The 23536-nt window shown below is 37.8% G+C and carries 22 protein-coding genes; 10 read left to right on the forward strand and 12 right to left on the reverse strand.

Annotated features, from left to right (window positions below; genetic code table 11):
* Window positions 1–3 precede the first annotated feature (3 nt).
* Window positions 4–1056, forward strand: coding sequence for an ABC transporter ATP-binding protein (locus ABOO_RS04240; protein WP_008082231.1), 1053 nt, complete (start codon window positions 4–6; stop codon window positions 1054–1056).
* Window positions 1049–2125, forward strand: a complete 1077-nt coding sequence (locus ABOO_RS04245) for an ABC transporter ATP-binding protein (RefSeq protein WP_008081944.1) — start codon at window positions 1049–1051, stop codon at window positions 2123–2125. The genes ABOO_RS04240 and ABOO_RS04245 overlap by 8 nt, the downstream gene beginning before the upstream one ends.
* 14 nt (window positions 2126–2139) lie before the next feature.
* Here ABOO_RS04245 and asnS read toward each other — a convergent pair whose 3' ends face one another.
* Window positions 2140–3432: an asparagine--tRNA ligase gene (asnS, locus tag ABOO_RS04250; RefSeq protein WP_008082003.1), complete on the reverse strand. Its 1293-nt coding sequence runs from the start codon at window positions 3430–3432 to the stop codon at window positions 2140–2142.
* 82 nt (window positions 3433–3514) lie between these two features.
* Here asnS and ABOO_RS04255 point away from each other — a divergent pair, with 82 nt between their 5' ends.
* Window positions 3515–6538: a DUF835 domain-containing protein gene (locus ABOO_RS04255; protein WP_008082614.1), complete on the forward strand. Its 3024-nt coding sequence runs from the start codon at window positions 3515–3517 to the stop codon at window positions 6536–6538.
* On the opposite strand, the gene ABOO_RS04260 is transcribed toward ABOO_RS04255, so the two are convergent.
* From ABOO_RS04260 to ABOO_RS04275, 4 genes are all read right to left on the reverse strand, one after another.
* Entirely contained in the window at window positions 6539–6901 is a 363-nt protein-coding gene (locus tag ABOO_RS04260) for an aconitase X swivel domain-containing protein (protein ID WP_012997239.1), read from the reverse strand.
* Window positions 6898–8058 carry an aconitase X gene (locus tag ABOO_RS04265; RefSeq protein ID WP_008082643.1) on the reverse strand — a complete coding sequence of 387 codons (1161 nt, stop codon included), beginning with the start codon at window positions 8056–8058 and terminating at the stop codon, window positions 6898–6900. The genes ABOO_RS04260 and ABOO_RS04265 overlap by 4 nt, the downstream gene beginning before the upstream one ends.
* A 9-nt stretch (window positions 8059–8067) precedes the next feature.
* Window positions 8068–9537, reverse strand: a complete 1470-nt coding sequence (gene purH, locus ABOO_RS04270; RefSeq protein WP_008082663.1) for a bifunctional phosphoribosylaminoimidazolecarboxamide formyltransferase/IMP cyclohydrolase — start codon at window positions 9535–9537, stop codon at window positions 8068–8070.
* Window positions 9538–9701: 164 nt separating this feature from the next.
* Window positions 9702–10025, reverse strand: a complete 324-nt coding sequence (locus ABOO_RS04275) for a response regulator (RefSeq protein WP_008082424.1) — start codon at window positions 10023–10025, stop codon at window positions 9702–9704.
* A 165-nt stretch (window positions 10026–10190) separates the two neighbouring features.
* On the opposite strand from ABOO_RS04275, the gene ABOO_RS04280 reads away from it, so the two are divergent.
* Window positions 10191–10415, forward strand: a complete 225-nt coding sequence (locus ABOO_RS04280; RefSeq protein WP_012997240.1) for a hypothetical protein — start codon at window positions 10191–10193, stop codon at window positions 10413–10415.
* Here the strand turns inward: ABOO_RS04280 and ABOO_RS04285 are convergent, their stop codons facing one another.
* Entirely contained in the window at window positions 10416–12950 is a 2535-nt protein-coding gene (locus ABOO_RS04285; protein WP_008082073.1) for a tetratricopeptide repeat protein, read from the reverse strand.
* A gap of 153 nt (window positions 12951–13103) precedes the next feature.
* Between ABOO_RS04285 and ABOO_RS04290 the strand changes: the two genes are divergently transcribed.
* Genes ABOO_RS04290 through ABOO_RS04315 form a run of 6 tightly spaced genes read left to right on the forward strand, consistent with a single transcriptional unit; the run spans window position 13104 to window position 20027 of the window.
* Window positions 13104–14375, forward strand: coding sequence for a metallophosphoesterase family protein (locus tag ABOO_RS04290; RefSeq protein WP_008082677.1), 1272 nt, complete (start codon window positions 13104–13106; stop codon window positions 14373–14375).
* Window positions 14375–16783 carry an AAA family ATPase gene (locus ABOO_RS04295; protein WP_008082538.1) on the forward strand — a complete coding sequence of 803 codons (2409 nt, stop codon included), beginning with the start codon at window positions 14375–14377 and terminating at the stop codon, window positions 16781–16783. Before ABOO_RS04290 ends, ABOO_RS04295 begins: the two co-directional genes overlap by 1 nt.
* Before the next feature lie 37 nt (window positions 16784–16820).
* A complete protein-coding gene (locus ABOO_RS04300; protein ID WP_008082389.1) occupies window positions 16821–17501 on the forward strand; it encodes a hypothetical protein in 681 nt (226 codons plus the stop codon).
* A complete protein-coding gene (locus ABOO_RS04305) occupies window positions 17485–17835 on the forward strand; it encodes a VanZ family protein (RefSeq protein ID WP_008082576.1) in 351 nt (116 codons plus the stop codon). The genes ABOO_RS04300 and ABOO_RS04305 overlap by 17 nt, the downstream gene beginning before the upstream one ends.
* A gap of 7 nt (window positions 17836–17842) precedes the next feature.
* Window positions 17843–19591, forward strand: coding sequence for a tetratricopeptide repeat protein (locus ABOO_RS04310; protein ID WP_241209819.1), 1749 nt, complete (start codon window positions 17843–17845; stop codon window positions 19589–19591).
* Window positions 19572–20027 carry a DUF1947 domain-containing protein gene (locus ABOO_RS04315; RefSeq protein ID WP_008082575.1) on the forward strand — a complete coding sequence of 152 codons (456 nt, stop codon included), beginning with the start codon at window positions 19572–19574 and terminating at the stop codon, window positions 20025–20027. Before ABOO_RS04310 ends, ABOO_RS04315 begins: the two co-directional genes overlap by 20 nt.
* Here the strand turns inward: ABOO_RS04315 and ABOO_RS07980 are convergent.
* The 6 genes from ABOO_RS07980 to ABOO_RS04340 are packed head-to-tail and all read right to left on the reverse strand — an operon-like array spanning window position 20024 to window position 23527.
* Window positions 20024–20176 carry a hypothetical protein gene (locus ABOO_RS07980; RefSeq protein ID WP_155811389.1) on the reverse strand — a complete coding sequence of 51 codons (153 nt, stop codon included), beginning with the start codon at window positions 20174–20176 and terminating at the stop codon, window positions 20024–20026. The genes ABOO_RS04315 and ABOO_RS07980 overlap by 4 nt on opposite strands.
* Window positions 20177–20187: 11 nt before the next feature.
* Window positions 20188–20505 carry a 50S ribosomal protein P1 gene (gene rpl12p, locus ABOO_RS04320; protein ID WP_008082518.1) on the reverse strand — a complete coding sequence of 106 codons (318 nt, stop codon included), beginning with the start codon at window positions 20503–20505 and terminating at the stop codon, window positions 20188–20190.
* A 20-nt stretch (window positions 20506–20525) separates the two neighbouring features.
* Window positions 20526–21530 (reverse strand): 50S ribosomal protein L10, encoded by a 1005-nt coding sequence (locus ABOO_RS04325; RefSeq protein WP_008082178.1) that lies wholly within the window; start codon window positions 21528–21530, stop codon window positions 20526–20528.
* A gap of 5 nt (window positions 21531–21535) precedes the next feature.
* On the reverse strand, window positions 21536–22177 hold the full coding sequence (locus ABOO_RS04330; protein ID WP_008082433.1) for a 50S ribosomal protein L1: 642 nt from the start codon (window positions 22175–22177) through the stop codon (window positions 21536–21538).
* 38 nt (window positions 22178–22215) lie between these two features.
* Entirely contained in the window at window positions 22216–22692 is a 477-nt protein-coding gene (locus tag ABOO_RS04335; RefSeq protein WP_008082280.1) for a 50S ribosomal protein L11, read from the reverse strand.
* Window position 22693: 1 nt separating this feature from the next.
* Window positions 22694–23527 (reverse strand): transcription elongation factor Spt5, encoded by an 834-nt coding sequence (locus tag ABOO_RS04340; protein ID WP_008082255.1) that lies wholly within the window; start codon window positions 23525–23527, stop codon window positions 22694–22696.
* Window positions 23528–23536: the final 9 nt, after the last annotated feature.

The following is a 23536-nucleotide window of genomic DNA, read 5'->3' on the forward strand; positions in this document are numbered from 1 at the left end:
AAGATGGCAAAAACATTATTGGATGTTAGAAACCTTTCGGTGCATTACAAGATTCAAGGTGGCTGGGTGTATGCGGTAGATGATGTTAGTTTCAAGTTAGAAAAAGGAGAAACGATGGGTTTAGTGGGTGAATCAGGCTGCGGTAAAACAACCACTGGATATGGCATAACCCAGTTGCTTGCAAGCAATGCATATTACAAGGAAGGAAGCAAAGTGATATTCGATGGTAAGGATTTTGTTCAAATGAGCACTGTGCCAAGCAAGGAGTATAAGGAGTATAGGAAAATAGTTGAATACCATCCAGAGATGCGCAAGTATAGGTGGAAGAGGATATCTATGATATTCCAAGGTGCAATGAATGCGTTTAATCCTGTGTTCAAGGTTGGAGATCAAATAATTGAAGCCATAAAGGCTCATGAAGATGTTACTGACGAGGAAGCTAGGAAAAGAGTTGAAAGGTTATACAAACTGGTTGGTATACCGGTGGACAGAATAGATAACTATCCGCATGAGTACAGTGGTGGTATGAAGCAGAGAGCTATGATTGCAATGGCTCTAGCACTAAATCCAGATTTAATTATAGCAGATGAGCCCACTACGGCCCTGGATGTGGTTACTCAGGATAGAATTCTAGGTGAGATGGCAAGATTGCAGAAGAGGGAGAAAGTGGCAATGATTCTTATTACCCACGATGTCAGCGTTGTGGCTGAAATGGCACACAAGATGGCTGTGATGTATGCGGGACATCTTGTAGAGACAGGTACAACTAGACAGGTATTCAAAGAGACAGCTCATCCTTATATGGAGGCTCTCTTAGCAGCTTTCCCAAATATAAAGAAAGAGAAAAAAGAAAGGCTTAAAGCTATACCTGGCTCTCCACCGGATTTGTCTAATCCTCCTAAGGGTTGTAGATTCGCACCTCGCTGTCCTTACGCTAAGGATATATGCTTAGAAGAAGAGCCACCTGTAATTGAAGTTGCTCCTGGACATTATTCAAAATGTCATTTTGCAGAGGAGTTGTATGGTGAACTAGGCGGTGGTGAGAGCAATGAGTGATGAGAATAATAATGATGTGGTCATTCGTGTGAGGAACCTTAAAAAATACTTTGAATTGCACGCAGGAATGTTCAAGTTCTGGGGTGAGCCCATCTATGTTAAGGCTGTAGATGGTATAAATTTCGATATACATAAGGGCGAGATATTGGGTCTTGTTGGTGAATCAGGCTGCGGTAAAACTACAACTGGAAGATTGCTTACGAGGCTCGAAGATCCTACGGAAGGAAATATATTGTTCGAAGGAGAAGACATTGCAAAATTAAAAGGTAGAGAGTTGAAAAATTACAGAAGAAATGTTCAGATGATATTTCAGGATCCTTATGAATCACTAAATCCAAGATTTACTGTGCAAAAGACCGTTATGGAGCCCTTGATCATTCATGGAATCGGTGAGAGCTACGATGAGCGTGTTGAGATGGTTATTAAAGCTCTAGAGGATGCGGAATTAAGGCCTGCTGAGGAATACTTGGACAGATTCCCTCATGAGCTGAGCGGTGGCCAGAGACAGAGAGTTGCGATTGCCAGGGCTTTGGTGCTGAGACCTAAGTTCATAGTGGCAGATGAGCCCGTATCGATGCTTGATGTATCCATTCGTGCTGGTGTGATGAACCTGATGCTTGATTTGAGGGATAGATACAATATACCTTTCCTCTTCATTACGCACGATATAGCGGTTTCTAGGTACATGTCTGATAAAATGGCAGTGATGTATCTTGGAAAGATAGTGGAGATGGCAGATTCTGATGAAGTTGTATTCAATCCTATGCATCCGTATACCAAGGCGTTGATATCCGCAGTGCCGGTGCCAGATCCAGAGCACAAGCATGGAAGGGTGGAGATTAAAGGAGAGATCCCGAGCCCAATAAATTTGCCTCCAGGATGCAGGTTCTGGCCTCGCTGCCCGTATGCTCAAAAGGGTATTTGCGATGTGAAAGAGCCACCTCTCGTGGAAGTTGAGCCAGGACATTATGTTGCTTGCCACTTTGCAGAGCAATTAGCTGCTGGAGAACTTGAAAGCGGAGAGGAAGCAAAAGAAGTAATTGAAGAAGCAGAAAAAATAGAATCTTAAATTTTTCTTTATTTTTATGGTTTTGTTCTTCTGATGGTTCTTGGATATGGTATGGCGTATTTTATATGGGAAAGTCCTGCAAGCCACCAAACGAGGCGATCAACACCTAATCCAAATCCTGAATGAGGTATGCTTCCATATTTGCGCAAATCCACATACCAGTAATAGTCCTCTGGATTGAGTCCCTCTTCTTCCATTCTTCTCAAAAGCACATCGAGCTTGTATATCCTTTCCCCACCGCCAATTATCTCTCCATAACCCTCTGGAGCGAGGAGGTCATGACATAGAACAACTTTTGGGTTATCAGGATCGGGCCTGTGGTAAAATGGCTTAATTTCTATTGGATAATGAGTAACAAATATTGGTTTATCAAATTTTTTAGTTATGGCAGTTTCTTCATCGGCACCTAAGTCATCTCCATACTCTATATTTATCCCATTCTCCTGTGCAAATTCTATGAGCTCTTCGTATTTCATCCTTATAAAAGGTTTTTCTAAATTCTTTAATATTTCTAAATCTCTATTCAAAAACTTCAGCTCCTTCTCTCTTTCTTCTAGAACTTTTTGGACTATGTGCATTATGAGCTCTTCTTCATCTCTCATCATATCCTCATTGTGATACCAAGCTACCTCTCCCTCAGCATGCCAGTACTCCGTTAAATGCCTTCTTGTTCTGCTCTTCTCTGCCCTGAAGCTTGGGGCGATTGTGTAAACTCTTTCCAAAGAGAATATGAAAGTCTCAAGATAGAATTGAGCGCTTTGAGATAGATATGCCTTTTTTCCGAAATATGGCACTTCAAAGAGAGTTGAGCCCCCTTCAACAGCTCCCGTAACAAAGATAGGTCCTTGAACTTCGTAATATCCATTCTCTCTGAAGAATTCGTGTATGGCTCCAAATACAGTGTGCCTGATTTTAAGAATAGCATTCATCTCCCTGCTTCTCAGCCACAGATGCCTGTTGTCTAGCAAGAACTCATCGCTCTTGTCCTTTGTGATGGGAAATAGGTATGAGGGCCCGATGATATTTATATCTTTAACATCCACTTCATACCCTGTGGGAGCCCTTTCCTCTTTCCTAATCACTCCATTAATTTCTAATGAAGATTCTACGCCTACTTTGTCCAATTCTTTGAATTTCTCGTTTCCTATTTTTTTCTTCTCTATAACGCATTGGATTATGTCAGAAGAATCTCTAAGAACCACGAATATTATCTTGCCCATCCTTCTCTTTCTGTATATCCATCCCCGCAGGGCTACTTCTTTCCCTATGAAATTGTCTGAGAGTACCTCGGATATGTGATGAAACATAAGGTAGCATGGGAGTTATTTATTTATATCTTATCTCTGGGATTGGCAATAATTATATATCGGTGAAATAGAATATACTTTCGTGGCAAAAATTCGGGGCTTTTATTCGTACCCTATTTACGATTCCCTATCTCCGGTTATTTTAGATGAGCTTATTTACTATGATTTCATACATAAGTTTTATGAAATATTTGACGAAGAAACATCGGTAAATTTTGTTACATACTCTTTGAATAAAAAAGATTTGAATAAAATTAAAGAAATTGCTCCTTATGCTAGATTAATACACGGGGAGAAATACACCGAAGAAATAGGCATGTTAATTAAGGACTTATTCAAAAAGAAAAGTATAGGGATTAAAAATATAAGAACATACTATTGTAGCAAATGTGACGAGTATTTTAAGGAGAGTCAGGTTAAAATTATTCCCAAGAAATTAAGGGAGAATATTGCAAAGATTAGAGTGGGGAAAAAAATATATTTTCTTGGAGCTTTTTATGGGGAGGAAGAGCCAATAGGAGTATATCTTGGTAAGAACGATAGTTATGTGATTGCCCAGCTTTATGATGAAGAATGGATTGCCCCAGCAAGTTTAGAGCTATTTTTGTTGAAGGAGATAGAGATACCCAAGAGTAAGATAAAAAAAGTAGGGTTTGAAGGAATAAAGGATTTAAATTTTGAATTGTATGTTATCCAAGGAGATGGGAGAGCGGAGCTTATAAAAAAAGGAGATATAAGGGCTAAGAGTTTAAAAAGAAGAATACCTTCCTATTCGGTTATATTTTCTAAAGAGAAAGAATTGCCCATAAAGACCTGTCCTATCTGTGGTAATGTCTTGCAGGAAGAGAATGTACCAATCTTAGTAGTTAAAGGAAAAGGTGGCACATATGATCTCTCATCTCCAGAAGGCTCATACAAACTTCCTGTTCTCTATTGTCCAAATTGCGGGCATATAGAATATGGCACAATAATCAAAGAATGTCCAGTGTGTGGAAATATAATGGAAAGAAGATTCTCTCTTAAGCCAGAGTTATCCGCTCTGGGCGCTTATATCCATAGTTTTGATGCACCTCCCTCTCTAATGTTCCTTCACCAGAAGAGATTTATTTTGAAGTATTTTATGGAAAATATTTTGAAGGTTTATGGTAAATATCTTTTTAAAAATACGAGATATCTTTCTCATAAAGTACCTGAAAGTATAGATGAAGTTAAGAGAGCTGCACTTTTGATAAAGAAAAGAGGCACTATAAATAAATCCGATATAAAAAAGATCAGAAAGTTGAGAAATGTAGTTGATAATATTGTTAGATATGTAGAAATTTATGGAACCACTGATGATTACAAAGAAGAGGATGAATGGCTATTGTGGAAGAATAACGAAGTTAAAAAAAGAATTAGAGAATTAGTAGAGAATGGTAAGATATCTTATGCTTTCCATGTTCTCTATGGGCATATCATTGGAGACATTTCGCATTTTTATATACCAATAAAAAGGAAAACTCCATTAGTTCTTGAACCAGTTAGAGATGCCATCTTGATGCTTTATCCGTTTATGCCTGCTTTTGTGGAAGAGAATTTAGGAAGGATAAATGTTGAGAAATTTTCATTAAGCACTACTGAAGCTGAGGAGATAAGCACTATGGAAATCATAAGGGATTTCGTAAAGGTTGTCAGAAAGTATAGGGAGAAGAAAGGTATTCCGAGAAAAGAGCCACTAAAAAAAGTCGTTTTTGTAACTTCCTATGCTGATGAAGTAAATTCCCTAAAGAGTTCTATTTTGAATTTAGAGAATGTGCTTATATTTCAAGTTGTGGAGGATTGGGATGAGATGGAAATAGAGATAGAACCCAATATGGAAGAGATAAGTGCATCTTATCGTGCCTGGGCGCCTAAAATAGGTTTCTTGCTTCGTAGGAAAAATGTTAGGGAAGTTCTAGATGCCATGGAGAAGGGGGGATACACTCTTGGAATTGAAGGCTTCATAATTAAAATAACTCCAAAGATGATAAATTATATAAAGAAGGTTCCAGAGGGCTATGACCATATTGAATTTGAGTATGGAGATATATATATTCAAAACGAAAGAGATGCTACTACAAAGAGAATTAGGTTGGTTCGGGAGGTAATAAGGAGAATAAATATTATGAGAAAGGATATTGATATGGATTTCGATGATTTAATTGATGTAAGTATTTCTGGAGATAGTGAAGCTATAAAGATGATAAGGGGCTACGATGATGAGATTAGAGAAAAATGTTTGGCTAGAAACATTGAATTTAGCTATACGGAATACGGATACATTGTAGAGTGGCCTATAATGGGATACAGAATTACAATAGGTATAAATCCACTGTTTAAGCGTTGGGTTATAAAGGCGTTTAAGAGTATACCCGGTATAGATGATTACAGAGCAGAGCTTTTGTTTAAAATGGGGTATGGGAGTATATATGAATTGATGGAAGCTGAGCCAGAGCAGATAGCTGAGGCCACAGGTATGCCTCTGAAGCTTGTAAATGAGCTTATTGATTACCTCTACTCTACGGCTTTCAAACCTAAAAAAGAAAAAAATAAGGAGTATTGCCCGTTCTGTGGTACCGAGCTCACACCTGATGATGATTTTTGTCCAAGATGCGGGGCACCTATAAGGGTTAAGATGGAAGAAAGAAAGATGAAGAAGGGTAATGTTTACTTATTTTTGGGAGAACTTGGGGATATGCTTGAAAGGATACCAGAGGAGCTTATGAAAGAGAAAAAGCTGCTAATAACAAAGGATAACCCTGATGAGGTAAAGAAGTTGTACAACCTTAAAAATACCGAAACCGTGTGGATCTCTTATGTGCCATTCGGAGATGCAATAAAGCCAAAAGATTTGGAGAAATTAAAAGGTAGAGTTTTAAAATTCTTGGAGAAAGGAGGAAAGCTCATAATAGCAGATTGCTTTGATCTCTTGTTGGCCATAAATGGCCTTGACAAGCTTCTTCAGATGATTGGTGAGATGAAAGAAAAATTAAAGGAGAAAGAGGCATATTTGTTCTTCACCATTGAAGAATTAGAAGCCTTTGAAATGGGGGAGATAATGAAATATGTTGATGGAGAGGTCAAATAATTATTTAATTTCGATTTCATTGTTTCTGATGAGCACATAATCTCCATCTTTTATCTTGGAGATATCAATTTTATCCACTGTGGGTATATTTGCTATTATTGCTCCTGCAGCTACAATAGTTTCTGCTCTTTCGAGAATGAATGCTTTGGGCAAATTGTGATAATATTTTAGTCCGTAGATGGTGTAAGATCCCACAGTGCTTCCTGCACCCCACGGAAACACTACGATTTTATTTTTTATATCTCTCCCTAAAATCTGTCCTCTTTTTTCGTCAATATCACTCAAAATTACTAGGGGTTTATCAAATTTCACTACTTCTCCTTCTACAAATCCATTCACAATACTTCTACCTTTCAAAGTCATTCTACCACACTCCGGAGAAGGGTGTATAGGTCCTCTACTATCACTTCTGCTCCACCGAATTTATCCTTGCTCAAGTAGAATGCCGCTTTTCCTGATGTGGTTCCTATTTTGTGGAATATCTTACCTGCATTGCTAACTACAACGCATGTATCAACCATAACTTTTCCACCAAAATTTTCTATTATTTTGACTAAATCTTTGTGGTTTTCCCACACGCTTCTGGCAGCAAAGATCCAAAATTCCACGCCTTTCTTTTTTTCCTTTCCTTTCACAAACTCTGCAATTCTTCTCAACTCTATAGGGGATACATGAGGACAGCCTATTGCCACTAACTCTACATCCACTATTTTTTTCATTTTTTCTATTTCATCTTTTTCTATGCTTATTCTCTCTACCTCGTCTTGAAGGGCATTTTTGTATTCTGGAGTAAAACTCTCAACATGGTACATTGCTATGCTTCCTGATGCAGCCATAGCTGCACCCATGAGCTTGAAATCATCGTAATTTCCCTTAATTTTCAGGTATGGTATTCCCTGCACCTCTTTTCCGATGAGCAGCCCTAAGAGTGGGAAATCCTCACCCTCAGGTTCAAAATCTAATTCCACAATATGCGTTGCTTTTCTCTCTTCATCCAAATGCAACCCGTAGTTTGGTGTCTTGCCTATTATTGCAGAGGCAAGGGCTGTTACAGCTCCTTCTCTGTTGGTTCTTGCCCCGATTATTGAATTTGCGTATATCACAGCAGAACTCTCTGCCCAAGCGATGTGCTCTCCAAATTTTGGAACATTATCGTAATAATAAGGGGTGCAGGTGGCGGTTGTTTTAACACCCATAGTTTTGTAAGCCTTTATTATTTCCATCTGTTTTTTGAATAATTGGGTATCAACTTGAAGGGCATCAAGGTATCTATCGTCAAATGCTAAAGGATTTAGAGTAGTTTTTACTGCAACTTTTACATCTTTTAAGGAGTTAAGAAAATGTAGGCCAGCATCTCCAATTGTGTTGTAGGATACCCCCGATATTTGTGCAGAGGTTATGGGTATTAATTTATCCGCTCCGTATATTTCCCCGATTTTAACAAGAATGCTCATCATCTTTGCATAATTTTCTCCCTTTTCCCCACTTAAAATTCTCTCCTCATCTTTTGTTAGATGCATGTTAGCACCTCAATGCCTGAACACCCTGAATCCGGTAAACAGCATTGCCATATTGTTTTCATCTATTGCCTCTATAACCTCTCTATCTCTCTTTGAACCTCCTGGCTGAATCACAGCCGTTATCCCAACCTTGGCTGCCTCATCTATCGCGTCTCTAAATGGGAAGAACGCGTCAGAGGCCATCACAGCGCCTTTGGCTCTATCACCTGCTTTCATAGCTGCTATCTTTACAGAATCAACACGGCTCATTTGACCTGCTCCTACACCTACCAAAGCTTCGTTCTTAGCAAAAACTATTGCGTTGCTTTTCACATACCTAACAACGCTCCAGGCGAATATTAAATCACGCATCTCTTCCTCGCTAGGCAATCTTTTAGATACACATTTTGCCTCTTCTAATCTTTTAGTGTCCCAGTCTTGAACTAATAATCCCCCGTCTATCCTTCTCAAATTCCACCCCTCTTTTTTCCATTTTTTGACTTTTATTATCCTGATATTCTTTTTTTTCTCTAAAATCTCTAAGGCATCTTGAGTGAAATCAGGGGCAATTAGAACCTCGATAAACAATTTTTTCATCTCCTTTGCTGCCTCTTCGTCTATCCTTTTATTCGAAGCCACAATGCTGCCGTATGCGGATATTGGATCTCCCTCCAGAGCTTTCATATACGCCTCTTTGATATCTTTACCCAGAGCTGCACCGCACGGATTTGCATGCTTTATTATAGCCACAGCAGGTCTCTCAAATTCCATAACTATATTCCACGCAGCATCCATATCATATAGATTGTTGAATGATAATTTTTTCCCGTGCAACTGCTCCCATTCCACATTTCCATCCATATAAAGCGCTCCTCTCTGATGCGGATTCTCCCCATACCTTAGCTCCATTTTTTTCTTTGAATAGTACAGGAAATGTTCAGGCATACCATCGTAAAACTTGTTCCAGAATGCATTATAAATCATAGTGTCATAAGAGGCAGTTAATGCAAAGGCCTCCAGTGCGTATCTCCTGCGAAGTTCCTCGTTTATCTCTCCCTTTTCCATTGCATCCATAACTTCTTTGTACTGAGAGGGTGAGGATATCACAAGCACTCTTTTGTAGTTCTTTGCGGCTGCACGGAGAAGGGCTACGCCCCCAATATCAATATTCTCGATCATATCTTTTTCGTTTCCTATATTCTTCTCAAAGGGGTATAGGTTCACAACCACAACATCTATACCTTTTAGATTGTATTTTTCCAGATCCTCATTCTTCTCTGCTAAAATTGCTCCATGTATTGCAGGATGTAGTGTCTTTACCCTGCCATTTAAAATTTCAGGATATCCCGTTATCTCTTCTACAGAAATTGCCTTTATTTCTCTTTCCTCCAAAAATTTCTTAGTGCCACCTGTTGCAACAATCTCGTATCCTTTCTTGGCTAAGAATTTTGCAAAATCTTCCAGTTCTTTTTTATCGGAAACGCTAATTAGTGCTCTCATAGTGTAAGCATGGGAAAATTGGTATTAACCTTTGCGTTTTTGCTAAATTAATATTTAACGGAAAATGGTAAATTTCTATTGGTTTATGTTTACTAGAACTCCGATAATCTCTTCATTCTCTATCTGTACTCTATAATCTTCAGATCAAATCCAAATTCTAATAATCAGGAAGATAAAATATAATTACAAAGATCATTTACTTTAAATGGCTTATAAAAAACTTTGAATTTTTTAGTACGAAGATCTTTATCCGCAGTGATGATGACTATTATGCCTCCTTTTTTACTTGCCTCTTCAGCAAGCTCTATGCCCGATATATGTGGAAGATGGTAGTCAATTATATATGCATCATAATTCCCTCTCCTTATTTTTTCAAGTGCACCATATCCATCATAGCATATATCTACATCTCTGATTCCCTTGTACTCCAGAAATTTAACGAGCATATTCGCCATAGAAATACTATCATCCACTACAAGAACCTTCATTGAGCAATGATTGAGATTTTTAATATTTAAAACTTATTGGAGCATACTCATTTTTTATCATCAGAAATGCCTTAATTTCAGCGTTTTCATTTTTGATTATGGAGATTTGAGAATTCTCTCATACAATTAAAATAGAATATCACCAAAAGATAAATGGTGGTTAAGATGAATAAGAAAATAATTGTGGGGATAATACTCGTTGCAGGGATAGCACTTGGACTTATGGCTATGCATACTCCTATAAAACTGGTTAATGCAAGCACGCTGGAGGTAAGTGGTGGAAATAACGCTGCCGATGGGCCGCATCCCTCAGAGCCGGGTTCTTGGCAAATCATGCCGTCTATAAATACACTTGATGGCCCACATCCTTCAGAGCCGGGTAGTTGGTAATTAAATATTTACAATTGCTACAACCTTTTTCTTCCCCTTTGCAATTTTCTCATATTCTTCTACATAGGCATATCCGTATTTTCTTAGATACTCCGCTGCATCCTTTGATATATCTATTATGGCTCTTTCGTTTCCAATTCTGGCAGCAAGATTTATGCCCTTATCAAAATACTCCTTTCCTCTCTCCTTGTTCCCAAGATATGCATAAAATATTCCAAATGAATTATACACATATGCCAACTCTCCCGGAGCATCTAAATCCTCAAATATTTTCTCGCTCTTTTTGAGATATACCTTCGCATCAAAGAATTTCTCCTTGTACATGCTCCAGTTAGCCATTGAAAGATACAAAATACCAATGCCCCATTTTTCTCCAATTTTCTGGGAGATTCTCAATGCCTCTCTATAATATTTCTCGGCTATGTCATCGTAGAGGTCATAGTAAACCAATCCTATGTTTCTAATTACATTTGCAAGTCCTGATAAATCTCCATATAATTCAAAATATTCCCGGGCTTTTTTGAAATAGGAAATTGCCTCCTCTAAGTTTCCTTCGTCCCTCTCTATCAACCCAAGCCCATTGTAAGCATAGCCTATACTTTTCAAATCTGAGCTCCTTTCGGCAATTTTTATTGCCTCTAAGATATAATCCTTGGCCTCATCTTTTTCTCCTATTTTCATACTCATAACTCCAAGTATGTAATATGCCCTTGAAATAATGCTTTCATCCCTTATGCCATTGATCTTCTTTAGGACCTCATTGAGAGTTTTTATCGCTTCCTCATACTTTCCCATTTTACCCAATACTTCCGAAATACTTACAACTATTTTGGCGTAGAAATCCAGATCTTTTCCCTTGAAGAGAAATCTCGCTTTTTTATAGTTATCCAAGGCCTCTTCCCATTTCCCAGAAATGTAATATGTATCTCCTATTATTCCATAGAGTTTCCATTCATAGTCGTCTACATCCTTATCATAACGATTTAGAATTTCTAACGCAAGATTTCTTATCTCATTGCTACTGGTGAACAGGTACTTTTCATAATTCTCACTTAGAAGTATATTGGCCCTCATCAACTTCTCCGCATACGTATAATGATAAACTGCCTCCAAAATATCTCCATTTTCCTCGTAGTACCTCGCTGCCATAAGATGGTATTTTTTCCTCTTTTCCTCTGTAAGATGCTCATAAACGAAATTCTTTATTATTCTGTGAACTGTGAAATTCTCATACTCCATTTCCAGCAGTATGCTCTTGTTTATGAGTGAGTAAATTATAAAGTATTCAAAATTGTTGAGAAGAAGAACATTCATTTTGAAATTTTTTCTGAAAACAGATATAAATTCCAGAGCTTCTCTTTCCTCCTTATTCAATGTTTTCAGTATACCTTCAAATATGAACCTTCTCATCATAGGATAATTTTGATCTTTCGCTAGATGAAGCAAGAGAGGATTTCCACCTACGGTAGAGATTATCTTTAACGCCTTATCCTCCGGCACTCCATACTGCCTCAACATATCCAAAGCATCCTCTTCTTTTAACTCTACAATCTTCAATTCCTTTACCCAACCTAATTTGGATGGAGGTACTATATCCCCTATCTCCGTACCACTTAATATTACCTTAAAATTGTTTTTAGAATTAACAAGATCTATAATTTTTCTTATCAATTTTTTTGTTTCTGTATCTGCATTTTCCACAGTGTCAAATATGAAAATCTCATCTCTCAGAGATTCTTTTATAAGAAGAATAACATTGTTCCAGTTCAAATTTCTCTCTTCAGAAAGAGCAACACTTCTCAAGTATTTTTCAATCTTGGGTATGCCAATCCTTGAGAAAAAACCTGCAATCTGGTGAATAATGCCATCCGCACTTTTCCAGTTTTCAATTTTAATAAACAGAACATTCCTATCCTTTAATCTCTCTTTTACAAATTTAAGCAATAATGTTGTTTTTCCTATTCCAGAAATTCCAGAGAGTATCAATATCTTTTTATTTGATTTCGCCCACTTTTCCATTTCTTCCAATTCTTCTTTTCTTCCATAGAATTCCCTAACTATTAAATTCTCATCTATGCTGTGAAAAGCTTTCTCTCTTCTTCTCAATATTCCCACAAGGTCCAGATTTCTATTTTTATCTAAATTTATAGCAGCGGTTACAAAATCAATTCCGTAATCCTTCGGAATATCCTTCAAAGGATGAGTTTCCCTATTACCTGAGGAATCAACTACTATAACAGGCAACTCTTTCAACTCATCTTTTATCTTATTTGCTTCAGATATGCCTTTTCTTGTGAGAAGATAAACACTTCTTTTATTTCTAACACCCCTCACGTGGCATTTCTTAACATATATCAGATCCTCATTCATCAACTTTTTTAGTTCCCTAGGAATGTTGTTTCTTCCCACACCTATTGAATTGCTAATTCCCTCCTGTGTGAGTTCCACCGGAGCGTTAAATTCATCTATAAATGATGAGTACTTTGAAAGATGAAGCAGGATACGCATTCTATTGTTAAGATATTTTCTCCCCATATATGTTTAAATAGGATCAAGGGTATTTAAGATTTCCCATTCTGATCTTTTTGCAGGGTATAGAAAAATTTTATGAGTAGTTAAATTTCACATACTTTTTGCTTTTTATTTTTCGTGGATAATTTTAAATACCCAGAATCTTTCATTGAGATAATGAAATTTGCACATATTGCCGATGCACATCTTGGCGCTTTTAGCAAGAATCCAAAGTTGAAAGAATTGAACTTAAAAGCGTTTGAAATTGCAATACAGAAAAGTATAGAGGAGCGGGTGGATTTCATAATCATTGCAGGGGACTTATTTCATAATCCCATACCGGATATGGAGATTGTTAGAAGAGCGGTGGAGATTTTAAAAAATGCGGTTGATAGAGGAATAAGAATCTATGCAATTTACGGCTCACATGACTTCTCTGCTGGCTCAACGGCCCTATTAGATGTTTTAAGTTCCACGGGTCTTTTCAAAAAAGTTGTGAATTACGAAGTTTATGATGGAAAATTGAGAATTCTACCAGTTGAAGATCCAACGGGAGTGAATATTTTGGGTGTATCTGGATTAAGCTCCGCTCAGGAAGTTGAGTACTTTGAGCATATTGATAGAGATTATTTGGAGAGAATCGAGCATCCCAAAATCTTTGTTTTTCACACAACCATAAGTGAGCTCAAGCCATCGTACATCCCGGACAGATACGCTCTGCCCAAATTCCTCTTGCCCCAGAACTTTGATTACTATGCTGGTGGCCATTTGCACGAGAGGATAGAGAGCGAGCTGAACGGGAAGCCGTTGATATATCCCGGAGCTTTATTTGGTGCTACCTACAACGATCTGGATATTTTGAAAGAGAGGGGGTTTTACATAGTTGAAGATTTCAAGCCCAGATTTGTGCCTGTGGAAGTGTGCAAATTTTACAAAAGAGTAATAAAAGCGGATGGATATACTGCGGAAGAGTTGAATAAGAGGCTTTTAGAATTATCAAAGGAGGATTATAGCGGGCAAGTCGTTATTCTCAAAGTTAAAGGAGAGCTTCGTTCTGGAAAAGTTGGAGAAATAGATTTTCATTCAATCAGGGAGAATATAAGGAAAACCGCAATTGATGTTCTTCTCAACACTTACTCTCTTACAACCAAAGAAAGAGAAAGGATAAATGTTGTGGCAGAGAGCAAGGAAGAGATAGAAGAAGGGGTGTTTAAGAAGATTTCAAAATATGGAATTGATGTGACAAGGAGGGCATTCAATATCCTTAAAGAGAAACAGCCCGAGGGAATGCGCAAAGATGATTTCTCAAGAGAGCTGCAGAGCAAATTACAAGAGTTAATTGATAATGTTAAAGTTGGGGAGAGGGAGGAAAAAGTGGAGGAGAAGAAAAAATTGGATGAAAATAGAAAGAGTGGAGCTCCAACACTTTTTGACTTTGGGGTGAGATAATGATAATACGCAAGATTCATCTCCATAACATAAGGAGCTACGAAGATCAAGATATAGAATTGGGAAAGGGCATAACTCTCTTTGAGGGGGATATAGGAAGTGGAAAGACCACAATTTTAATGGCCATTGATTTTGCCCTGTTTGGCAATTCCACTCCAGATTTTTACAGAAGTTTGCTGCGCAAAGGCACAAATAGGGGATTCGTAGAGATAATTTTTGAGCATGGAGGAAAGGAGTACAAGATAAGAAGAGTTTTGGAGGCGAAGGGCAAGGGCATAAGCAACACGGAATCTGAAGTTGAAGCACCAGAAGGAGTTGTGAAATTAACAGCGAGCGATGTTAGGAACTATGTTTTAAAGTTAATGGGCATTGATGTTGGCTCAAGTAAGAGAAAATCCTTGCCTGTGGTAAAGTATGCAATATACACGCCTCAAGAGATGATGAAGGTAATTTTAGAAGGTACTGGAAAGAAGGAAGAAGAGCGTCTTGATGTAATTCGCAGAATATTTAGGTTAGATGAGTACAAAGTTGCTAGGGAGAATATTGGAATTGTTTCCAAGGAGTTGGTTTCAGAGTACAGAACTGTTGAGAGTAAGGAGGAAGAAATTGGAAGGATAGAAAGCGAGGTGAAAGAGAAAGAATTGGAGATAAAGAAAATTGAAGAAGAGATAAAAGAGCTGAATGAGAAAATTACCCAATATGAAAGAGAGTATGAAAGGAAGAGCAAAGAATGGAAAGAGGTTATGAAATTAAGGGACAGGTACGAGAACCTTCGAAGAGAGATTGAAAAGTTAAAAACTAAAATTTTGGGATTCAAAGAGAATTTAAATAAGGCAAATAAGGAACTTGAAGAAATAGAGGTTATAAAAGAAAAGATGAAAAATATAGAAGAGGAAGCACAAAGGTATGAGAGTGTTGAAAAAATTAGAGATGAGTTGCAGAGAAAGCTCAACGATATAATGAATACGGAGATAAGATTCAAAAAGGCTCAAGAGCGTATAAAGGTGTTAAAGGAAAAGATAGAAAAGGCGAAAAATCTGAGAGTGGAATTAGAGAAATTGAAATCTAGGAAAAATGAGTTGGAAAGTAAAACTGCGAAGATTGAAGATCTTGAAAACAGGAAGAAGGATTTAGAAGAGAGGAGGAGTGAGATAAGAGGTGTGATTGCAGCCATAAACACAAAGATAGAAGAGCTTAGAAAAGAGCTTGAAGATTACAAATCTCTGGGTGCAGTTTGTCCAAAATGCAAGAGACCTCTTACAGAAGAGCATAAAAAGAAATTGATTAGTGAGACGATTGCTAAGATTGAAGATAAAAAAGAAGAGCTTAGAAGGGCAAACGCTTCTGAGGTAAAGATAAAGAGAGAAATGCGGGAAATTGATGAAGAGATAAGAGAGCTCCAAGAGAATGCAAAAGCTCTCTCTGCAATTCAGGAGAGGATAAAGCATATAGAAGATTCAATAAAGGAGGGTGAAGAAGCAGAGAAGGAACTAGAGATTGCAGAGCGAAATTTGCCCATATTTGATGAAGAAGAGAAGAGAAAGATGAGCGAGGAATTGGAGAAGGTTAAATTTGAAGTTGAGAGATTGAGAAATGTTTGGAGAGAGTATAATGCTTTAAAAGGAAGGGTGGAAAGAGAGGGTAAAATAATTGAAGAGATAAAAAATTATAAGTTTGAAATTGAAGGGATGGAGAAAGAACTGCAAAGGAAAAGCAAAGAAATAAACTCTTTGAATTACAGTGATGATGTATTCAAAAAGCTCAGCGAGGAATACAGAGAGATTGAAGGAATATTGAGTTCTGCAAAGAGAGTAAAGGAAGAGAAAGAAAAAAGGGTTGAAGAGCTAAAAAATGAAATTGATAAGAAGATGAAATTGATTGAAAAGTTAAGAGATGAAATTAAGCTCTACAAGAAACATGTTGAGTTTGGAAAATGGCTGAGGGATGAGTTAGCCCAAGCCTTGGAAGAGATAGAGAGATTAAGATTACTTTCTATAAATGAGGAGTTTAGACAGCTATTCGAGGATTGGTTCCATGAGATAATGGGCGAGAGCGAGTATGAAGCTACAATAGATGAAGATTTCAAGCCCATCGTGAGATACCAGAAATTTGATATGCCCATATATTCCCTAAGTGGCGGTGAGAGAACATCTATAGCTCTTGCTTATAGGTTGGCTCTAAATACCATGGTTAAGAGAAGTTTAAATTTGGAGTCACACCTGCTCATACTTGACGAGCCCACCGATGGTTTTAGCAAAGATCAACTCTACAAATTAAAGGATGTATTTGACAAAATGGATACGGATCAGATAATAATTGTAAGCCACGAGAAAGAGCTAATGAATCTTGCAGATACAGTGTACCATGTGGAAAAGGTAAACGGAGTATCAAAAATAAATAAAATCTGAGGATTGTTTTATATAGGATTTTCTCTTAATCTGTGCCATGGATAACTGGAAGAAATACGGGAAGCCATTGATAGGTTTTGCCATATCCACAGCAGTGGTTTTTGGCTCTATGAATGTTTGGATTTTGACTATTGCATCTCCAATATTCGTTTTGCTCGTTTTTAAGGTTCTCGGTGTTTGGAAGAGTAAGGAAAGAGGAATATATGGGTCTATTGCCATAGTTCTCGGGGTTATGCTTTTCTTTCTAGCTTTTTCGTATCATGTGGGGGATATGCCTCAAGGAACTTTTGATAAGAATGGTATTAAAGTGGTTATAGAGCCTTATTCCACTACAAATATGAATGCTAAATTCAATATAACTGCAACTTACCAAAAGGCCACAAATTCTTCTATGAGCTATGAAGTTACTGATATTTCTTCCTATCTGGTTGTAGATCGGGGAAGTGTAAATGGTATTATAGAGAATAACAAAACTGTTTATCATTTTCAGTTAAACTTACCTCGGGGAATCTATAATATCACTTTAAATGTAGATAATAACAGCATCTATATCTCCGCCATAAAAGAGGAACCTATAGAACTATTCAAGAGATATGTCACTGGTCCCGGAGTTTATCTTTCTATGCTTCTTGCAGCCCTTTATTTGCTCTTGGTTATGGGAATTCACATCACTCGAAAGGGGTACAAGATGGGGCTAAAGTATGAAAAGAAGAAATGAATATTTAACCATTTTAATTCTTTATTCCATATTTATTTTTGCCCTATCCGCTACTCCAGGCAAGGATATTCCTAGTGATGTAACTCATTATTCTTTCCTATTTCATTTTGTTTTGTATTTTGGCTATGCTATATCTGCCTATCTTTTCTTCAAGAATTATTATCACACACTAATCTTTGTTGCTTTATATGCTGCCACGGATGAGTTTCACCAGTACTTTGTACCCAGTAGGCACTGCGACCCTATGGATTGGACTGTTGATTTTCTCGCAGCCTTGGTTGCATTAGCCATAATATTCCTTGTAAAGAAAAGATTATTAAATGAAAAGCGTTAATTGTCTTGTGCCTGAGAATCATCTGCGTGGTTTGGAGTTAATATCCGAGGGCTATTACGATGAAGCGATAGTTTATTTTGAAAATAAGGTGAAGGAAGAACCGGAGAATTACGAGATCTGGTTCTATCTTGGAAATGCCTATTTTGAAAATAGAGATTATGGGAAGGCAATAAAAGCATACGAGAGAGTTTTATCTTTAAACTCATCATTTCAAAGTGCTTACATATCCTTAGCCAGTGCATATTTAAAGATTGGAAAGAAAAGAAAGGCAAAGAGAATAATTTTAGATGGATTAAAAAAATTTAATAATGATGAATTTTTGTATTTATCCTCCATAGTTCTTGCAGAATGTGGGTACTACAAAAATGCGGAGAAAATAATAAAGGGGCTAATAAAGAAGAGCAGGGAGGATTCATACTTGGTGGTTCTTGGCAACATATATTTTGGTATGGAAAAATATGAAGAGGCATTAAAAGCATATAAACAGGCCCTAGAGATAAACGAGAAAAATGAGGAAGCTTGGAACAATATGGGTTTTCTTTATTTCTCTTTGGGAAATTATGTGAAGGCGAGGGAATGCTACGAAAAAGCAGTGGGTATGAATCAAGGTTATAGAGAAGCTTGGTATAATTTGGGATATTTAGAGCATACTTTGGGAAATTTAAGCAAAGCAGTTTTTTACTATTGGAAAGCCCTGCAAATTGATTCAAGGGATGAAGTTACTTGGAATAATCTTGGAAATGCCCTTTACAATCTTGGGAAATATATGGAATCAATCCCGTATTTTATGAAATCTGTGAGCATTAATTCTGAGTATGAGATAGGATGGAACAATGTTGGGAATGCCCTAGATAAAATGGGTATGCACAAGTATTCCATCCCGTTCCATGAGAGAGCTTTAAAGATAAATCCCAAATTCGATTATGCTTGGCATGCAAAGGGCCATGCCCTCTCTGCTTTAGGTCATTACGAAGAAGCCCTTGATGCTTTAGAGAATGCTATAGAGTTAAATTCTGAGTATGCGGATACTTGGTACTGGCGTGGCTACTCTTTGTACAAACTTGGAAGATATGAAGAAGCAATAGATTCACTCAAAATGGCTGTTAAAATTGAGCCCAATGTGAGATCGTTTGAATTGCTCGGTGATATATGCTCTTTCCTTGGATACTATGTAGAATCATTAAGATATTACGAGGGAGCTTTAAAATATGGGAATTCTGAAGAAAAAGCAAGAATATACATCAAGATGGGTAAATATGAAGAAGCCTTGGAGTTTGTGGATAACATAACAAAGGCAAATATTCTTTACAAGCTTGGCAGGTATAATGAGATTTTGAAAATTGAGGAGAATGGAAAGGATTTAGATTATATGAGATGTCTGGCACTCGAAGCTCTTGGAAGATACGAAGAAGCATTGAAAATTGCAAGCAAGTATAAGACAGAAAGGTTCAGAAGAGAGAGAAAATTCATAGAATTCTTGATTAATGGTTCCAAGTTCTCGCTTGATACGAACGATAGAGATTATATACTTCGGATTGGCACTGCCCTATTAGATAAAGGCGAGTATGATAAGGCTGTTGAGATATTTAGAGATATAAAAACAAAGGAAGGTTACTACTTTCTTGGAGAAGCGTATATTGCCTTGGGAAAAGTTAAAGAGGGGATTAGATATTTAGAAATCGCAGCAGGGATGGGTTTAGAATTAGCCTTAAAAAGATTGGAAGAGGTGAAAATGGGTGAAAAGGTATCATCTTAAAAAGAAGAAGATTAAAGAGATAAAAAAATATCTTGCCATGGATATATGGGTTGAGGGAACATACGAGATTGTAGAGGATGAGCAGAGTGTAATTCTTGTGGATGGTTTACCATCCTACTTTTTTTATGAGGGAAAATACTATCCAACTGTGCTTCTCCTTCTCCAACATCCAATTGATAATAGCTATGTTACTGTGGATCTGGGTGCTGTTAAGCATGTTTTAAACGGTGCAAATATCTTTGCGGCAGGTATAGTGGATGCTGATCCTAATGTGAGAGAGGGAGATGCCGTTTATGTTAGAGATAAAAAGTATAAAAAAGCTCTGGCAGTGGGAATTGCCTTGATGGATGCAAATGAGATGGTATCTAAAAAAAGTGGCATGGCTGTAAAAAATCTACATTATTATGGGGATAAAATTTCAAAAATATTGGATTAATCTGTATGCTTAGGTATCTCAAAAATTATGAATGATGACGCTATCCAAGCTAACCCTATTATTAGTGCTAATATATTCTGCCATATACCGTAGGCTATAAGAGCGACTGGTATAAAGTAAAGAAGGGTATAGGTGAGAAGTTTCTGCATTCACTCACCGTTTATCCGAAGAGTGCTCCGAGACCTGCTATGGCTTCCTCTTCCTTCTTTTCCTCTTCTTCCTCTTCCTTTTTCTCTTCCTCTTTCTTCTCTTCCTTCTCTTCGCTAGGTGCTGCGGCTGCAGGCGCTGCTGCTACGGGAGCAAATGCTGCATTCTTTATAGCTTCATCTATGTCTATCTCACTGAGCGCAGATACCAATGCCTTTATTCGAGCCATATCTGGCTCTGCTCCAGCGGCTTTTATTATGTTTGCTATTGCATCCTCGTTTATTTCCTTTCCCAGCGAATGCAGGATCAGGGCACTATACACATATTCCATTTTCATACCTCCTTTTTCTTTTATCCAAACAGAGCTCCAAGGCCCGAGATGGCCTCTTCCTCTTTATTTTCTTCTTCATCCTCATCCTTCTTTTCCTCTTCTACATTTTCTTCTTTCTTGCCTTCCTCATTTGAAGGCGGAATTTGCCTATTGGATATTAAATTTTCCAACTCATCATCTAAACCATCGCTAAGCGCAGAGGCAAGTGAGAGCATTTCCATATATGCTTTTCTGAGTATATGCTCTGCTGTGAATTTGTTCACTATGCCTCCGTTTATTGCAAGGTTCATAGCATCTCTTGCTGCCTTTCCTATGAGCATAGGCATTGTTAGCTTAGTTGGATATGCCGCATTAACACTCAAATTCATGGCATATTGGATTGCATTAAGCACATCTCCATAGACCTTCTCTGTATCCACATGGAGTACATCCTTGGGGAATACCATTTCATCCTCATAGGCAGCTCTTAAATCCAGTCCCACAGTCATGGGGTAAATCTCAAGCTTGGTTAGAACTTGCGCCACATCCCTACTTATTACCTCTCCCTTCTTTACTAACACCGTATCTTTCCTTATCACTATTTTTCCCTTTTGCACGGCCGCAGGCAATCCAACCTTCTGAAACTCACTGATCATAGGACCTGGTTTGAAAGGTGTCTCTCCAGCATGGACAATTATATCTTCTGGAGCGATTTCACCACCCTTTGCAGGTGCCTTTGTTTGAGTTTCTTCCATTAATTTTTCAAGTTTGAAGGCATTTATATTGGTGAATATTATCCCAGTTTGCCCCTCAATGTAATTCGCAAGATCTTTTATATTCTTTTTATTTGCCTTTTCAAGGGCTAATTTTATCAACCTGTTCTTACCTACAATAAATACGGCTTTATCTTTTAGGTTCCTTCTCATTTTTTGCATTTGAGCAGCGGGAATGTTGTTTATGTTAACTATACCCACTACAGGGTATTCTTCCGCAAGTTTGGCGAGTTTGTCAACGAATTTATATTTCCAAGGTGCAACATGAGCCATCTAACTCACCTCAATTTTATCTTTACTGCGGGGCCCATAGTTGTTTTCACATATACACTATCTATATTCTGCAATCCCCTTTCAAGCTTCGTCTCCAATCTTTTTATGACCTCTTCTATGTTCTCCGCAATTTTCTCTGGCTCCATGTTCTTTGTTCCTACGGGCACATGAAATGTCCTTTTATCCCTCGAGCGCATTCTCACGGTCTTCTTCAATCTCTCTACCAGTGGGCATGGGTCTGCACCTGGAGGTAGAGGCTTTGGCATCTTACCGCGAGGACCGAGGATTATACCTAAGCTCTTACCTATCTTTCCCATAAGCGGTGCTTCTGCAAGGAAAAAATCATATTTATTGGCTATCTTTCTTGCTTTTCTCTTATCCTCCGCAAGTTTTTCAATTTCTTCAGGAGCAATTACCAGATCTGCACAATTCTTTGCCTTTAATGCAGTTTCTCCTGAAGCAAATACACCTATCTTTACTTCCTTGCCCCTACCATGGGGTAAAATTACCTCTTCATTTATCCTGTTTTTAGGAATGCTTAAATCGACATCCTTTAAATTTATAGCCAAATCTACACTCTCTAAAAACTTTCTCTCTTTCGATTTTTCTATTGCTTCTTTTACGGCAGTTAGTATATTATCTTGCAATTGAACACCTCCTTGTAGTAAGCGAGCCTACAGCTCTCCTACAAGTTAGGTAGGGTGATTTCGTTATTCTTTATAAGCTTTTGCACCTCTCTGGGGTCCTTGCCTTCCACAGTTACTCCCATGGAGACGCATGTGCCCAAAACTTCCAGCACCACACCTTTTACATCGTAAGATAGGGAGTTATCCTTCTTCATTTTTGCAATTTTGACTACCTGCTCTAAACTCAAATTTCCAACTTTCTCCGTTCTTGCATTCCCAGAGCCCTTCTCTATGCCCAGCTCTTTCTTTATCAAAGCACTTGTGGGTGGTGTGCCAATAGTTATGGTAAATTCCTTTGTTTTTGGATCTATATCAATTTTCACAGGAACTTGCATTCCTGCATAGTCCTTCGTCTTTTCATTTATGGCCTTGACTACCTGTGCAACATTAACTCCCATGGGGCCCAGAGCGGGACCCAGAGGTGGACCAGGTGTAGCTTTACCTCCTTCAACCAACACTTCTATTACTTGTCCCATATTACTCACCTTCCTTCTCCAATAGCCTCACAGCTTCTGCCTTAACAGTTATTGGTATAGGTACCATTGCCTCGAAAAGCTCAACTGTTATTTCATCTTTTGCCTCGTCAATCTGTATCACTTTAGCATGCTCGCCTTTGAATGGACCTTCTACAAGCTCTACTATATCTCCAACTGAGATGCGATGTATTGTTGGAGTTGGAGTGAGATAATGCTTTATCTCTTCAAGATGCATTTCACCCCTTACTACTCCCTTTGCATCTTTTATTCCTCTTATTAAGGAGAGAACCTTATCAGGTCTTGAAGTTTCAACAAAAACATATCCTTTTAAATTGTAGGGTGCAAGTACAGAAAATATTTCTTTCCAACCGTGAATCTTTGCTTTCATTCCTATATCTCTGGCCACTTTTACCTCCTGTCCTATTGTAGTTTTAACGGCTACAATGGCGGCTTCTATGTTTATTCTCACATCCTTACTCCACAAGCCCTCGGAATGAATAACTTCAAATTTGAATATACCATAATCTCCAATTTCGGCAGCTCTTGGAGCTGTTATATTCACATATATTTCTTTTCTCTTATTTGGTTGCACTTGAAGTTCATACTCAAGCTCTTTGTTTTCTTCCTTCGTAACTAAGAGTTTTACCTCATCCTTTTCAACTCCAATTATGTTGACACTCCACTCTAAACTGGGGTCTTTCATATTTAGTTGGGACAGAACTTTGAATGTGACTTTCTCTTTTTTCTCACCTTTGTTTGATATAACGATAACGATTTCGGCTATCCTTCCAGCTGGAATTCTGAAAAGTTCAGTATTTAAGCTAACATCAATCATTTTAATCCC

The sequence above is a fragment of the Aciduliprofundum boonei T469 genome, assembly GCF_000025665.1.
GTDB lineage: Archaea > Thermoplasmatota > Thermoplasmata > Thermoplasmatales > Aciduliprofundaceae > Aciduliprofundum > Aciduliprofundum boonei.